Source organism: Mucilaginibacter ginsenosidivorans (assembly GCF_007971025.1).
Taxonomy (GTDB): Bacteria; Bacteroidota; Bacteroidia; order Sphingobacteriales; family Sphingobacteriaceae; genus Mucilaginibacter; species Mucilaginibacter ginsenosidivorans.
This window is the reverse complement of record NZ_CP042436.1, coordinates 862,415-878,044: the sequence shown is the minus strand read 5'-3', so window position 1 is coordinate 878,044 and position 15,630 is coordinate 862,415. Positions and strand designations below refer to the sequence as shown.

Sequence of the window (15,630 nt, the reverse complement as noted above, 5' to 3'; positions counted from 1 at the left end):
TCAGAATATCCTGAGTGTAAGCAGGGTAATATCGTCAATTGGTTTCCCCTTAATGATGAGGTTCAAATGATCGAGCAGGGTTTGATTGAATTTATCGGGGGAAAGGTCGCCGTTATTGATTACAAATTCCAGTAATTTATCTTCATTCCACGATTTGGTTACCGGTATATCGTAATCCATCAGTCCGTCTGTGTAGTTAAATATCATGCTACCGGGGTCAACATCTACTTCACCCTGATTCAGGAACGGAAGCTCGTCGAAAGCGCCTATCATCGTCGTGCCCAGTTTAAGCGGCACGGCTTCCCCGTCGTGATAAAGAATGGATGGGTTGTGTCCCGCGTTGATGTAATTAAGCTTTCGCGTCTTTTCGTTGTATTTGGCCACAAACAGGGTGATAAAGCGTTCGCCCTTGGTATTCTTGAGCACGATCTGGTTAAGGCGCTCCACGATATTCGTAAGGTCTTCCTCCACAGCCGACCAGGCGCGTAAACTCGCCTGGAAGTTGGCCATCAGCAATGCAGCGGATATACCCTTGCCCGAAACATCAGCAACGCACCATAAAAACTCGTGTGCATTTATCCTGATAAAATCAAAATAATCCCCGCCTATGTTCTGATGCGGAAAATATTTAGCGCCTATCTCGACAGCCGTTTCTTTATGAAGCCGCATAGGAATAAGCATATTCTGCACCTCCTGGGCAAGCTCCATCTCGCGTTTGAAACGTTCCGATTCCATTCTTTCGCGGAACAGCCTCTTATTTTCAAGCGCCACCACTATCACGTTTATGAGCGTCTGAATAAAATTCAGGTCGTTGCTTAGCATCTCCTCTGTAGTGTTAAAATCACCGATCAGGGCATACGCTATGGCCTTGCTTTTTTGATGGAACGGAATAAAGTAATCGTATCTCTTCAGCAGGTTGTCTTCATGATTTGCCAATGAGGTAAGGCTCCTGGCTTTGCTTAATTTTCTACAGGCTTGGTATAATGATTTGGCGCTTTCTTCGTCTCCACCGTAGCTTGATATGCAAACAAAGGTTCCTTCATGCTCTATCAAAAAGCGCAGACGGCCCACCTGCAGGTAATTCTGCATGATCACTTCAAGCATCTGGATCAGTACAGGCGTTGAAATGTTTTTGTTGATGGCCCTTGTTACCTCAAGTAAAGAGTTTAGCTCGGACTGCCTCTTCAGAAGCAACCGGATCAATTCGTCTTCGCCTGAAATTTCTTCGATATTTTGCATTTCGGATAAGAAGATAGCCAAATTAATGAATTAATTTTTTTAAATCCGTGTACTTTGTGATTTAATATCAAAAGCATCCCTTAATCCAACGGTGACAAGATTAAATGCGTACACCATAAACATAATGGCCAAACCCGGCAAAATAGCCAGGAAAGGCGAGTTCATAATGATATACCCGTAATGCTCTTTTATCATGCTGCCCCAGGTAGGCATAGGCGGCTGCGCGCCAAAACCAAGAAAGCTCAACCCGGCTTCAAGCAATATAGCCGATGCAAAATTGGAGGACGCAAGTACCAGTATCGGTCCGATAATATTGGGCAGGATATGCCTGCGGATGATGCGCGCATTGTTAAATCCCATCGACCGGGCCGCCTCGATAAATTCCGTGTGTTTTAGGCTCAATACCTGCCCGCGCACCAGCCGGCCCACCTCGACCCACATCGACATGCCAACCGCTATAAATATCTGCCACAACCCTTTTCCCAATGCAAAAGAGATAGCAATTACCAGCAGCAGCGCCGGCAGTGCCCAAAGAATATTCATCACCCAGCTCAAGGAGGCATCTACCCAGCCGCCGAAATAGCCGGCGAGCGAGCCGACAACGATACCGAGCAACATACTGATGATAACCGATACAATTCCGACAGCCAGCGAAACGCGTGCGCCGAGTATAAGCCGGCTCAAAAGGTCGCGGCCATAGAGGTCGGTACCGAACCAATATTTCTTCTTTATGATATGGTGCGCCAGGAACTCTTCGCTGAACCTTTTATACAAAGCATTGCTTATAGTAAAGCTTACTATGGTGCCGTTGGGCCTGGTTATCGATACCAATCCGCCCGAATAAGCCGCTTTGCCACCGCTCACGACTTCAAAAAGATTAAAAGAAGCTTTTATGGGTTTATCTTCATCACCAACATATTCATCAGCATAAATAGAGTCTTTTACTAAATGATAACCGGTAATAGGAATATCCTTAAAAAACGCCGGCTGGCCATAAAGCATTTTAGTGAATATGTTAACGGTGTCCACGGGTTCGCTTTTACGGATACGAAGCATGGTAAATTCGGCGCCTGGTTTTTTAATACTCAATTGTATGGTCATGTTATTTGCCATGGGAGTTGAATCGGGCATTACCAAGTACCCAAGGATAGCTATGAGTATAGAAAGCAGGATAAAAACAAGTCCGGCAACAGCTATCTTATTGCGCTTAAACGCCTTCCAGGTGCGCTGCGATGGGGTTAGTTCGGCCAAGTGTTGTTCAGATCAGTTTGGCTAAATATCGCTTATTTTATAGCGAATGGCAAAGGCCTATTAACAAATGAATGTCATTTCCGCGAATGCTTACCTTACCATTCGTCCCTTCCACTCATACTGCCGGGTAGTACCCATTAAACCGATGTACACGAAATAAATAATATGAACCGGGATAAGAAGCAACAGTAATAAAACCAATCCCTGCCGTTTTAGAAAGGTAGTTATTGGTAGCAGGAATGCTACCTCAAAAAGATACTTTAGTAAAAACTGCGTTAAAAAAAGCTTCAGAAAAAAGATATTGTAAAAACTGAGCCCGGCGTTCACAAGTAACGATACATTGAACAGCCAAATACTTACCGCCAGCGCTACTATTCTTTTATCCTTGTATTTAACCGATTTGGAAGCCCAGCGGCGGCGCTGTTTCAGGAACGAGCGCAGCGTATGTTTTGCATGGGTATAAACTATGGCATCGCGTTGTTTTAAAAACCCGATACGCCCGGGATAACGCATGGCCACTTTTTGTAACAGCAACTCATCGTCGCCCGATGCAAGATCATCGATCCCTTTAAAACCGCCTACCTCGTAAAAAATGTCCTTACGGTAGGCCAGGTTGGCCCCGTTGCAAGTCGATGCCTTTCTATTTCCTATAAAAGATGCGCCCAGACCGATCAGGTAAGCGAATTCCAGCGTTTGCAGGTATTCAAATAAACTGCGTTCCTGGAAGTAAGATACCGGTGCCGAGATCATAACCAGGTCATTATTCTCGTAGTAACCCACAACCGACGATAACCATTTATTGCCCATCCTGCAATCGGCATCAGTAGCCACCATCAAGTCGCCGGTTGAAACACTTATAGCTGTAGCAATAGCTTTTTTCTTATAAGAGTTAAGCGGTTGATCCTCGTTCAGCTGCAATAGCTTAACACCCCTGCCGGCATAACTGCGTATGATGTCTGCTGTTGCATCTGTAGAGTGGTCATCGACAATAATGATCTCCGTCAGCTTTTTGGGGTAATCCTGGGCCAGCAGGTCGTCTATAGTAAGATTGATATTGTTTTCTTCGTTACGCGCTGCAATTAACACGGTTACTCTGGTCCTAAAAGTGCCATTATGTATAACCGGGCGCCTTAGGCTGGCCCATCCCTTAATAAAATAAACCAGCAGGGAAATATATACGCTGGTTAGTAATAGTGATATGGTACTAAGAAGAGCGGTCAAAGAATCTGAGTTTTAAAACGAATACGGAGCCTAAGATAGCAGGAACTATTAGGTTTATAAACCAAATAGATGAAACTGCTGCCATTACAGCTATGTTTTGATCAGTAATGTAGGCAAAAAAGGCCGAGGCGGTCATACTGCGCACGCCTACATCGAGTAAATCAAGTGAAGGCAGTGCCGATTGAACGAAGAACAGGATAAATACCATCATCATCATCGGGAAAACCGGCACCGAAGGTATTAGCAAATGAATGACCAGGAAATACTGGAAAGAAAACACAAAAAAACGCGTGAGGCAAAACCACATGATATTCAAAAGCTCGGTGGTGTGGTACCTTGCCATGATGTCAAAAAAACGGTGATATTTTTCCAGGAATTTTATGCGGTTAAGCAAAGTAACAAGCCACCCAATGTTAAAATAAAAAACGAGCAGCAGCGCCATGAAACCTAAAGCCGCCAGTGAAAGGGCAAGGGATATGGCAATGTTGATATTCAAATAAGTAAAGGCGAACCACATAAGCGCTGATAGCCCAAGTACATTGGTGATGACATTTTGCCCGAACGAGCCCACCGCCATGGCGAAAATGCCGTGTATGCGTTTGCGGTTTGGCAAAAACATTACTCTGCCGCCGTATTCGCCGATCCTGTTTGGCGTAAACACAGCCCAGGTAAGTCCGCAAAAAACAGCTTCAATGGCCTGCCACGTTGTTATGCTGACTAATTCGCGGGTGAGGTATTTCCATTTAAGCGACTCAAGTATCCAATTGATCAGCATCAACAGGAAAACACACGACATAACAAATATTGCCCTGTTACGGTCGATATTAGCGATCAGTGATTCAAACCGCCTTAAATTTTCGTTACTGTCTATCCGCCGGTAAATAAAAATAAAAGCCAAAACCAGGATAGCAGCTTTTAGCGAATACGAGAGCAGTCTTTTTGCGGAGGCGGTCAACCAGGTAAAATTTCTGCAATGTTACGAAAAGTTCGTGGCTGATGGTTCATAGTTCATTCAGGGAAATCGCTTTTAAAACGGGTCGCTCCTACGTAGCCATTCCATATTTTATTTTATTTTATAAAAGGTTAACATGGTTAACACAATTTCAGGTGTTTTAACATTTAAAGCGCTGATTATAAATACATTATGCTGGCATTTATAAAAAATGTGTTAACCATAAACTATCACCCCTTTCCATGCAAGGCGTAGCATTTCCCTGAATGAACCATGATCCACGAATTACAAACTCACTTCAGCCTCGGTTTTAAAAACGCCAGCGTCTTTGCGTAGGCATCTTTCGTAGCCTCGCTGTCGTATATCGGGTTGCTGGGGTTAGCAAAGCCGTGGTCGGCATTGTATTGATGTAATTCCAGCTTCTTTCCGGCAGCTTTCATATTCTCTGCAAATTTGGCTACAACCTTGGGGTTTATCCAGCCGTCCTTATTGGCAAAATTGCCCAGCACGTCGGCGTGCAGTGTTTTTAGTTTATTCACATCCTGTTCGGGCATACCGTAGTACATTACGCACGCCACGTCCTGGCTGCCGGCCATCAGGCTGGTTTGCAGGCTCCATCCGCCGCCAAAGCACCAACCAATGGTTGCAATATGCGCCTTTGGCCCAACATAAGCTATCGCTCCTTTAATAATAGTCTCGGCGCGGTCGTCTTTAACAGCCTGCATAAATTTACCCGCATCCTCACGCGTCGTTGCTACTTTACCATCATACAGGTCAAGATCGAGCACATTCACATCGCCCAGGTCGTTATATAATTTTTCTGATTCATGTTTTACAAAATCATTCAGCCCCCACCATTCATGCACAACCAACAGCCAGTTGTCTGTCGGTTTTTTAGCTTTTATCTCAAAGGCATTAGCTGTCTTTCCATCGGATGTTTTGTATGTAATAGCCTTGCCAATGCTGCTTTGGAAGTGATATGGTTTCGGGGTGGCGTGCGACATTACGAATTTCTTGTCGGACGCCAGCATGGCAAATTGTTTGGTGGCCGACGGCTTGGCGCAACAGGCCATTTTGCTTTGGCTGAACGCAGCTATACTGCAAAATGCCATAGCAGTTAAAAGGAAAATCTTTTTCATGATGATCTATAATTTTAATGACGATTTGGCGATTGGTGTTTGAACAACCAATATTAGGATTAAATTGTTTAGCTCACTGTAGCCGCAAAGTAAAATTACCTATATTGGCGATACAAAACCTGCTATGGAACCTGAATTTATCACTTACCAAAAATTCAATGATGCCGCCCTGGCCGCCGAACTTACAGCCATCCTGGATGGCAATCACATCGAATATTTGATACAGGAAGAAACTTCCGGTTTTGACCCTTCATTTGTTATGAGCAATGCCGCGGTTGATTATGCCGTCAAGATAAAAGGTAAAGACTTTGAGAAAGTAAACCAACTTTTGGTGGAAAATGAAGAGCGACGTCTCGATGAAGTAGATAAGGACTATTACCTGTTTACCTTTACGAACGACGAACTAATGGAAGTGATCACCAAAGCCGACGAATGGAGCGTATTTGACGTGGTGTTAGCCAGGAAAATATTAACGGACCGAGGAGACGAAATAACTAAGGAAAAACTGTCGGAGATCAGCGAGCATAGGATTGAAGATTTAAAAACGCCTGAGAAAAAGCAGACGATATGGATATTGGTCGGTTATGCGATAGCATTGAGTGGGATACTCCTCCCGATTTTTCTTATTTTCGTAGGAGTCTTTATCGGCTGGCATTTGTTCTCCTATAAAAAAACGTTACCAGACGGTGAACGGGTTTATGGTTACACCGAAAGAGACCGGTGGCATGGCAGATGCATCTTTTACCTGTCTATAGTTGTATTTTTAGCCAGCCTGATCTACCTGATATTTATTCGGAATACCTAAGATTATTTCAATATCTCTCTGATATCATCGGCTGAGAGCGATTTAATGAAGCTTTCTTCTGTCGTAATGAGTGATTGGGCAACCTTTAGCTTACGCTGCTGTAAGGCCAATATCTTCTCCTCAACAGAGTCCTTGGTGATGAATTTATAGATGAACACATTTTTGGTTTGCCCAATACGGTGCGTACGGTCGATGGCCTGCTGTTCAACCGCCGGGTTCCACCACGGATCGAGGATGAACACATAATCGGCCTCGGTCAGGTTAAGGCCCACGCCTCCGGCTTTGATAGAGATCAGGAACACCCTTGTTTTTTCATCCTCCTGGAAACGCTTTACTACATCGCCCCGGTTCTGCGTACTGCCATCAAGGTAAACGTAAGGTATGCCCTCCATATCAAAATGATTGCGGTAGATGGTCAGCTGTTTTACAAATTGCGAGAAGATCAAAACCTTATGTCCCCCCTCCAGTACGTTGGCCAGTGTATGCACCACGTTCTCAAACTTGCCCGAATCACCCTCATATTGATCGTCGATCATAGACGGGTGATTAGCTATCTGCCGCAATTTTATCAATCCCTGTAGCACCTGCATTTGCGCCTGTGCAAAGGTGCCGTCTTCCAGGCTTTTCAACAGCTCGTTACGGTATTCCGATTTCACCTTTTCGTACACGCTGGCCTGTTCATCACTCATCTTGCAATAAAACAGGTTCTCGGTCTTTGGCGGCAATTCGGTTGCCACCTGTTCTTTGGTACGGCGCAAAACAAACGGCTTTATCAGCGCTTGCAGCCTGCGTGCTTTTTCCTCATCCTTTTTCTTTTCAATAGGCGTTACAAATTCGTTCAGGAAGAATTGCTGGTTACCCAATAAGCCCGGGTTGATAAACGACATCTGTGTCCAAAGATCATTTACCGAATTCTCGACCGGGGTGCCGCTTAATATCAGCTTATACCTTGATTTAAGCTGCTTTACCGCCTGGTACGATTTGGATGACGGATTTTTAATGTTCTGGCTCTCATCCAGTATAATGTATTCAAAGAAGTATCCCGAAAGCAGGTCGATATCGATACGCGTGATGCCATAGGTGGTGATCACCACATCATAATTGGTAAACACCTCGGGCGATTTATACCTGAACGTTCCTGTATGCACCATCATCCGCAATTTGGGCGCAAATTTTTTAGCTTCGTTAAGCCAGTTGTAAATAAGCGACGTAGGCATAATAATAAGCGAAACGCTTTTGCTGTCTGCCGCCTCTATATTTTCCTTGTGCTTTTGTAATAAAGCGAGCGCTTGTATGGTTTTCCCCAGACCCATGTCATCGGCCAGGCAGCCCCCAAAATGGTACTGCTGCAAAAAATGGAACCAGTTAAAGCCTGCCTTTTGGTATGGCCTCAGGCTGCCTTTAAAGTGATGCGGCATACCGATGTCTCCAACATCTTCAAACTCGCTTAGCTTCTGAAGCTTTCTGCTCATCGTAACACCTGCCAGTTCGCCCTCCGCCAGCTCGTTTACAAGGCCAATATGGTGCCGGCGCAGTTTTATATCCTGGCTGCCTTCCGAAAAATGCAGCAGGTTACCGTATTGCGAGAACCACTTTTCGGGTATCACGGCTATTTCGCCGTTAGGCAGGGTAAATTCTTTTTTGTGATTGAGGATATGATTTTTTAGCTGAATAAAAGGTATACGGTAGGGTCCAAAATGCACCACCGCGTAAATATCGAACCAGTCGTTATTTTCTTTTACCTCGACATCTATCTTGCTGCTGCCGAAAAGATATTTCTTCTGCCCTTCGGGCTGTTCAATTTCAAACCCGGCAGTTATTAGCTGTTCGTGGTGTTGGTTAAGCCATTCAAATACCGACAGCGACTGGTCCGCTTCATCGTCGCAGCAGGTGACCTCAAGGTTTTGAAACAGGCTCGAAACAACCTGCAAGCCCTGGTCTTCCAGCAATTGCAGTTTTCCTTTTTCCCAGGTCGTAGAACGTTTAATGCGATGAAAAAGGTAATCATCGCCGTTGCGCTCCATCCTTACAGACACGTGCCTGCCGTCGCCGTAAGGGAAAATATAACCGGCATATCTGAAACAAAGCTGCAACTGCGATGTGCCGCCCTCCACGTATATCGGTTTTAAGATCGGCGTGGCCTCGTATTTTTCGGTATTGATGGTAAACCCCTCGGCATAAACATTGTGTTTCTCGATGAGCGGCGCCACAAACTTTTCGAAATACGGCAACTCCGAAGAGCGCGGTATGGCGATGTAACGTTTGTTCAGGAAAGGCTGCAGCTTTTTACCTTCAATTTCTTTATCAAAAAAGTACAGGGTATCGTCCAGCAACATCCAGGCGGGGTGGTTGCAAATGATCTCAGCGTTTTTGAACATAAACTCGATGCGCATCCCCTGGTACTTAATGGTAGGGAAGTACCTGATCTCGGTATCATCGCGCCTGAAATGGAACAGCACCGAAGCGGGCTCAGCGGCTATCTGCAATTTACGTTCGGCAGGGTAGCCCTCCTTACTCATCAGGTACACTTGTTTATTGTTCAGGAGCAACAGCGCCTCTGCCATCCTTTTTTCTACCTTAGGCCGGATAGCTTCAAAAAGCTGGTCGTTAAATACTTTGCTGAAAAACTCGAAAGGGCGGATGGGCTTTTTGTAAAACTTTTTTATAACATGCCCCTGCTCTATTTCTTCCAGCACCTTAACAAGTTTAAAATCTGTTTCATCAAGAAATTCGCTGAATTCTTTGGCCGTGTTTGAGAAAAGACGCTGGTAGGTGAGGGAAAATTCGCCGTTAGGGTTTAGCTGAACGATATGCGGCTCAAGCAAAAAGCCTAAATATTCATGCCTGCAAACGGCATAAATGATCTGGCATGGTTTTGAGCTATCGACGCGTAACATCCTTTATTAAAAAAATAAAGAGAAGTTACGATGAAGAAAAAATTCAAACCTAAACAGTTTTCTTATCAATTAAAAGGGGTTGGTATTAAATAATTGTTAACACCATTAATTACCACATTGATATGACAATAATTGTTCATAAATCGAATAATTCTCATCATCAAAACAAACGAAAATAACCTGACGTATCTGTTGATGCTTCGATATGATTTCTTTAATCGTTTTAATAGCGATCTCAGCGGCAATGTCCTTGGGAAAATGATAAATGCCCGTACTTATATTAGGAAACGCGATGGTTTCAACCTGGTTTTCAACCGCAAGTTTCAAACTGTTGCTATAGGCATTCGCAAGCAATTCATTAGCCTGTTTGTTGCTTTGGCTCCAAACAGGGCCAACAGTATGTATAACATATTTTGCGGGCATATTTCCGGCGGTGGTTATCACCGCCTCGCCAACTTTACAGCCGCCTTGCCTGTTTCTTATTTTGATGCATTCTTCAAGAATGGCCGGTCCGCCTGCCCGGTGTATCGCGCCATCCACGCCGCCGCCGCCCAATAGCGAAGTATTGGCAGCATTCACAATGGCATCCACCTGCATTTTGGTAATATCGCCTCTGAAAATATCGATCCGTCTGTTCATCCAGGAAATAACAGAAAGTTATAAGTGTTGGTTTTTCTGACAGTGGTCCCGTCAACAAACTATATTTCTACCTCTCCTTCAAACACCAACTTAGCGGGGCCTTCCAGGAAAATATGATCATAATGTGTGCCGTCTGTTTCGAAGCGGATATTGAGGTCGCCGCCCAACACCTTAATAGGGGTGTTTATTTTGCCGGTTTGATGATTCTTAGCCGCCATGGCTAATGCCACTGCGGTTACTCCTGTACCGCAGGCATAGGTTTCATCTTCCACACCGCGCTCAAAGGTCCTGACAAAATAGCCATTGCCCTCAGGTTCTACAAAATTGACGTTAATACCTTTCGCTTTATAGGTATCGTTATTTCGGATGGCATACCCATCATGGTATACGTCTTTATTTTTAAGACCACTTGCCATAGCGATATAATGCGGTGACCCTGTATTCAAAACATAAGCTTCCCCATCCCGGGCTATCTCGTTTACGTCGATCATCTGCAGGCTCACCCAATCGCCCGAGGCTGAAATTTTGGCATAGTGCGGGCCGTCAACTGCCAGGAAGTTCGTTTCGTCATCAATTATGCGCAGGAATTTGGCAAAAGCCACTATGCAGCGCCCCCCGTTACCGCACATGCTGCTGGGCTGCCCGTCGGCATTATAATACACCATCTCGAAATCATAACCGGGCTTATCCTGCAAAAACATCATACCATCGCCTCCGATGCCGAACCTCCGGTCGCACAACCGTGCTATCAGCGCCGGGTCGCTGTGATCGATGGTGTTGCTGCGGTTATCCACCAAAATAAAATCATTGCCCGCGCCCTGGTATTTATAAAACTTAATATTCACTTCAGCTGTTAAATAAATAACGTTTTTACAAAAGAAACAATAAGCCCTGACAAATTTTAAAGCGTATTGTCATTTTATTTAACAAAATTTAACACAATTACGCATAACTTACCATTGATTATAACGTCTATATGGTATTAAATTTGATCACTGTATCTTATCAGTGAATTAAACATAGTAAAAGAAAGGTGAATAATACAATGAAAAAGTTTGGTTTAACAGTACTAACCGCTTTCCTTGGCGGCGCCCTTGCGTTGGGCACATACAAGGTGGTCGAGCATCAATACTCGAGCAATATGAGTCTTGAAGATAAACAGAAAGTTTACTTTGCAAACAACCCTTTACCCCCGGCAAATTTGTCGTCAGCAGGTGAGGTTGACCTTACCGTAGCAGCGGCAGAAGTAACGCCTGCCGTAGTTTACATACGCACAACATACACCAACCAGGATAACTCGGGGCAGGACCAGATGCAGCAACTATTTGGCGACATGTTTGGCCAGCGCGCGGTACCACAGGGGCCCCAAATGGCCTCCGGTTCGGGTGTTATTATTTCGCCCGATGGCTATATCGTAACCAATAACCACGTGGTTGAAAAAGCTTCGAAAGTTGAAGTTGTTACCAATGACCACCGCCATTTTACAGCTAAAGTAGTAGGTACCGACCCCAATACCGACCTTGCCCTTATTAAGATAAGCGCAGACAATTTGCCTATCGTAAAATTCGGCAATTCTGATGCAGTTAAAGTAGGCGAATGGGTATTGGCAGTAGGCAATCCGTTCAGGCTGACCTCAACCGTTACCGCGGGTATCGTTAGCGCCAAAGGCCGCGGCATCGGTATCATCGGGAGTGAAAACCGCGAGCAGGATCAAATGACTCCATTCGGACGCATGCGCGGACAACGCCAAAGCGGCAAACAATTAAACACCGGCATCGAGTCATTTATACAAACTGATGCTGCCATTAACCCGGGCAACAGCGGCGGCGCATTGGTAAACGCCAATGGCGAACTTATCGGTATCAACTCGGCCATCGCTTCGCAAACAGGTTCGTATGAAGGTTATGGTTTCGCTATACCCATCAACCTGGCCAAAAAGGTCTTGGGCGATATTGAAAAATACGGCGCCGTTAAACGCGGGTATCTTGGCGTAAGCTTTAAAGAACTTGATGAGGATGCTGCCAATGCTTTACATATCGATAAAAATGTTGGCTTGTATATCGACGATGTAGCGGCTAACAGCGGCGCCGCACAAGCTGGTTTACAGCACGGCGATATTATAACCAAGGTAAACGGTAAAACAGTTTATGAGTCCTCCGATCTGCAGGAACCTGTTGCCCGCTTACAGCCCGGTGATAAAATAAACCTCACTGTATTACATGACGGCAGCGAAAGGAATGTGTCCGTTACATTAAAAGCGGATGCAGGCAACCTGGCCAGCCGTACGGTTATGAATAAATCGGCGGAGGAAATGTACAATAAACTGGGAGCGAGCTTTAAACCGCTTTCAGCCGATCAAAAAGCAAAATACCATGTAAATTCGGGTGTGGTTGTAACCCAGGTTCGCCCGGGGTTATTGTTCGACGATACGCAAATACCTGTTGGTTCTATCATAACCAGCATTAATAAACAACCAGTGAACAACTCGGATGACATCAGCAAAGCACTGGCTAATTCGAAAAAAGGCACCCTGCTTATCAGCGGTTATTACCCTGACGGCGGAAGCTTTAACAATATGTTTCAGCAGGGTGATCCCGGTGACGATCAGTAAGTATTAATAGTTTTGTAATAAGAAAACCTGGCTTATAGCCGGGTTTTTTTGTGATTGAACTTGTTCAACTTCACTTGTTTACATTGTCATTACCAACAGCATTTTATTTGATGATGATATAATGATAAATTAGACGCTGTAAAACCGATTATGAAGAAAATATATATTTATCTGACAGCGATGCTATTGGCATGCGCGTCACTAAGCAGCCATGCGCAAGCGCTTAAAACCCCGCAATTAAGTTCGACCCAAACTATTGAACAGGATCTTGGATTAGGAAAAATTACCCTTATCTATTCGCGTCCGAATGTAAAAGGACGGAAGATATTCGGTGGAATGGAGCCCTATGGCGTTGTATGGCGCACCGGTGCAAACGCAGCTACTATTATTAAATTCAGCGACGATGTGATCATCAATGGCAACAAAATACCGGCCGGTGAGTATGGTCTGTTCTCTATTCCTGATCAAAATGAATGGACTGTCATCCTGAACAAAACGGCACACCAGTGGGGCGCCTACACCTATAAGCAAACAGATGATATTCTGCGCTTTAAGGTAAAAACCATGAAATATGCCGACCCGCTTGAAACACTGACGTTCCAGTTTAACAATGTCGACAGGACAAAGTGCGATCTCGAAATGCGCTGGGAAAATATTTCTTTTTCATTTCCTATCAGTACAGAGGTCGACTCGAAGATCATGGCGAACATCGATGACGTGATGAACAACGATAAGAAGCCATATTTTGATGCCGCCCTTTATTATTATGAGAACGGCAAAGACCTGACCAAAGCGCTGGAATGGATCAGCACCGCCGAAAAGGAACACCCTCAATCTGCTTTTTATAAAGTTTGGAAAGCACGCATCCAACTAAAAATGGGCGACAAGGCCGGGGCATTGAAAACTGCCCAGGAGGGTGTAAAGCTGGCAAAAGCTGATAATGATCCCGAATATGTGCGGCTGAACCAGGCTGTTGCCGACCAGGCAAGTAAATAATTTTGATATTACTGAAAAGAAAAGCTCCGGGGTTTCAAAAATTCCGGGGCTTTTCTTCTATGCCTGTAGCTTCTTCGGCATTATCACATTTATGACGAATGCTATAATAATCACCAGGAAACAGCCTATTGCGTTCAGCCACAGGTAGGCAATGGCATTGCTAAGGCCCAGGATGATTATGATAACTTCCGATACGACGGCCGCAATAAACACCGACGTTCCCCGTATTTTTTTCAGGTAAAAAGCCACTACAAATACGCCTAATATCGTCCCGTAAATGTAGGAGCCGAGTTGGTTCACGGCTTCCAGCAAATTACCCATTTTTCCTGCATATAGAGCCATCCCAATGCAAACCACTCCCCAAAAAACGGTTGCCAATCGCGAAGCATCCAGGTAGGCCTTATCAGGCGCTCCGGGGTTGATGATACGTTTGTAAATATCAACAACCGTTGTCGATGCAAGCGAGTTAAGTGCACTTGCCGTAGAGCCCATGGACGCCAGGAATACGATCGCAATAAGCAAACCTATAAGTCCCCTCGGTAAATAATGGGTCACAAAATTGAGGAATACGTAATTGGTATCTGTGTCGGCCTTCCCATTGTTCTTTTTTATCAGGGCTATCGCCTTATTTCTTATAGTTTTTTGTTGTGCATCGGCTTCTTTCAGCGCCATACCTGCTGCGCTTATTTTAGCCTCATCCTTATTCCCTGACGCCGTGGAAAAACTCTCCGCAGAGGCTTTTTTTTGTTCAAAAGCGGCCGAATATTGTTTTTCCAATCCGTTATATTCAGCGCCGTATTTGCTGGCCTTAACCTGTTTAACCTCGTATTGATTAAAGAACATGGGCGGCTGATGGAACTGATAAAACGCAAAAACCAGCACACCGATCAGTAATATCAAAAATTGCATAGGTATTTTGATGAGGCCGTTCATGATCAAACCCAACCTGCTTTGCCCTATTGAGCTTCCTGTTAAATAACGGCCGACCTGGCTTTGGTCGGTACCGAAATAAGAGAGTTGTAAAAAGAATCCGCCTATTATCCCGCTCCAAACGGTATACCGGTTATTGAGGTCGAATTTCCAGTCGATGACATTCATCCGGCCAAGTTTGCCTGCCAGGTGTAACGCCTTTGTAAAGCCTACGCCGTGCGGTAACAGGGTAACTACCAGCGCCCCCGCCGCGAACATCCCCAAAAATATGATGCTCATTTGCAATAGTTGTGTATATGATACGGCCTTGGTACCGCCGTAAACGGTATAAAATATCACCAGTCCGCCTATAAAAAGCGTGGTATAAACCGTATTGATATTCAGTATGGTCGACAGGATTATAGATGGCGCGTAAATGGTTATACCTGTCGACAGCCCCCGTTGTATAAGAAAAAGAAAAGCAGTAAGCGCGCGGGTTTTCAGGTCGAAGCGCTGTTCAAGGAATTCATAGGCCGTGTAAACTTTCAGCCGGCTGAAGATAGGTACAAAGGTGATACAAAGGACGATCATAGCCAGTGGCAGGCCGAAATAGAACTGCACAAAACGCATTCCGTCTGAATATGCCTGACCTGGTGCCGATAAAAAGGTGATTGCGCTGGCCTGTGTGGCCATTACTGATAATCCTACCGTATACCAGGGCATCGACCGGCTACCCATCAGGTACTGGTCAATGTTTTGATTTTTGCCGCTTTTCCAAATACCGTAAACCACGATACCCAATATCGTAACCCCCAGTACTATCCAGTCGGTTAAACTCATTTAATTCAGGCAAAAAGGTTGAAATGACTGACGGTGAATATCAGCAGTTTTTTGGCAATTTAACGGAAATTTGGAATAATGTCTATTTAAATGACACAGTGATGAGCCAAAATACCAAAATCAAAAAAACC

12 protein-coding genes are annotated in these 15,630 nt (G+C 44.8%); 3 read left to right on the top strand and 9 right to left on the bottom strand.

Annotated elements, in window-relative coordinates; genetic code table 11:
* The 5 genes from FRZ54_RS04025 to FRZ54_RS04005 form a co-directional block, all read right to left on the bottom strand.
* A complete protein-coding gene (locus FRZ54_RS04025) occupies nt 1-1,239 on the bottom strand; it encodes a PP2C family protein-serine/threonine phosphatase (protein ID WP_147030362.1) in 1,239 nt (412 codons plus the stop codon).
* A 39-nt stretch (nt 1,240-1,278) separates the two neighbouring features.
* Complete coding sequence (locus FRZ54_RS04020; protein ID WP_147030361.1) at nt 1,279-2,490, bottom strand: ABC transporter permease; 1,212 nt, start codon at nt 2,488-2,490, stop codon at nt 1,279-1,281.
* Between the two features lie 90 nt (nt 2,491-2,580).
* A complete protein-coding gene (locus FRZ54_RS04015) occupies nt 2,581-3,711 on the bottom strand; it encodes a glycosyltransferase family 2 protein (protein ID WP_147030360.1) in 1,131 nt (376 codons plus the stop codon).
* Complete coding sequence (locus FRZ54_RS04010; protein ID WP_147030359.1) at nt 3,695-4,666, bottom strand: hypothetical protein; 972 nt, start codon at nt 4,664-4,666, stop codon at nt 3,695-3,697. Before FRZ54_RS04010 ends, FRZ54_RS04015 begins: the two co-directional genes overlap by 17 nt.
* A 290-nt stretch (nt 4,667-4,956) precedes the next feature.
* On the bottom strand, nt 4,957-5,802 hold the full coding sequence (locus FRZ54_RS04005) for a dienelactone hydrolase family protein (protein WP_147030358.1): 846 nt from the start codon (nt 5,800-5,802) through the stop codon (nt 4,957-4,959).
* A 124-nt stretch (nt 5,803-5,926) separates the two neighbouring features.
* Here FRZ54_RS04005 and FRZ54_RS04000 point away from each other — a divergent pair, with 124 nt between their 5' ends.
* The gene (locus FRZ54_RS04000) at nt 5,927-6,607 is read left to right on the top strand and encodes a hypothetical protein (RefSeq protein ID WP_147030357.1); all 681 of its coding nucleotides are present in this window, start codon (nt 5,927-5,929) and stop codon (nt 6,605-6,607) included.
* Nucleotides 6,608-6,609: 2 nt separating this feature from the next.
* Here FRZ54_RS04000 and FRZ54_RS03995 read toward each other — a convergent pair whose 3' ends face one another.
* The 3 genes from FRZ54_RS03995 to dapF form a co-directional block, all read right to left on the bottom strand.
* The gene (locus FRZ54_RS03995; protein WP_147030356.1) at nt 6,610-9,504 is read right to left on the bottom strand and encodes a DEAD/DEAH box helicase; all 2,895 of its coding nucleotides are present in this window, start codon (nt 9,502-9,504) and stop codon (nt 6,610-6,612) included.
* Between the two features lie 105 nt (nt 9,505-9,609).
* Nucleotides 9,610-10,143 carry an O-acetyl-ADP-ribose deacetylase gene (locus FRZ54_RS03990; RefSeq protein WP_147030355.1) on the bottom strand — a complete coding sequence of 178 codons (534 nt, stop codon included), beginning with the start codon at nt 10,141-10,143 and terminating at the stop codon, nt 9,610-9,612.
* Between the two features lie 59 nt (nt 10,144-10,202).
* Entirely contained in the window at nt 10,203-10,988 is a 786-nt protein-coding gene (dapF, locus tag FRZ54_RS03985) for a diaminopimelate epimerase (protein WP_147030354.1), read from the bottom strand.
* 200 nt (nt 10,989-11,188) lie between these two features.
* On the opposite strand from dapF, the gene FRZ54_RS03980 reads away from it, so the two are divergent.
* Together FRZ54_RS03980 and FRZ54_RS03975 are read left to right on the top strand one after the other, a co-directional pair.
* Nucleotides 11,189-12,754 (top strand): Do family serine endopeptidase, encoded by a 1,566-nt coding sequence (locus FRZ54_RS03980; protein WP_187359739.1) that lies wholly within the window; start codon nt 11,189-11,191, stop codon nt 12,752-12,754.
* 150 nt (nt 12,755-12,904) lie between these two features.
* The gene (locus tag FRZ54_RS03975) at nt 12,905-13,750 is read left to right on the top strand and encodes a DUF2911 domain-containing protein (RefSeq protein WP_147030352.1); all 846 of its coding nucleotides are present in this window, start codon (nt 12,905-12,907) and stop codon (nt 13,748-13,750) included.
* 57 nt (nt 13,751-13,807) lie between these two features.
* Here FRZ54_RS03975 and FRZ54_RS03970 read toward each other — a convergent pair whose 3' ends face one another.
* On the bottom strand, nt 13,808-15,499 hold the full coding sequence (locus FRZ54_RS03970; protein ID WP_147030351.1) for a sodium:solute symporter: 1,692 nt from the start codon (nt 15,497-15,499) through the stop codon (nt 13,808-13,810).
* Between the last annotated feature and the right edge of the window lie 131 nt (nt 15,500-15,630).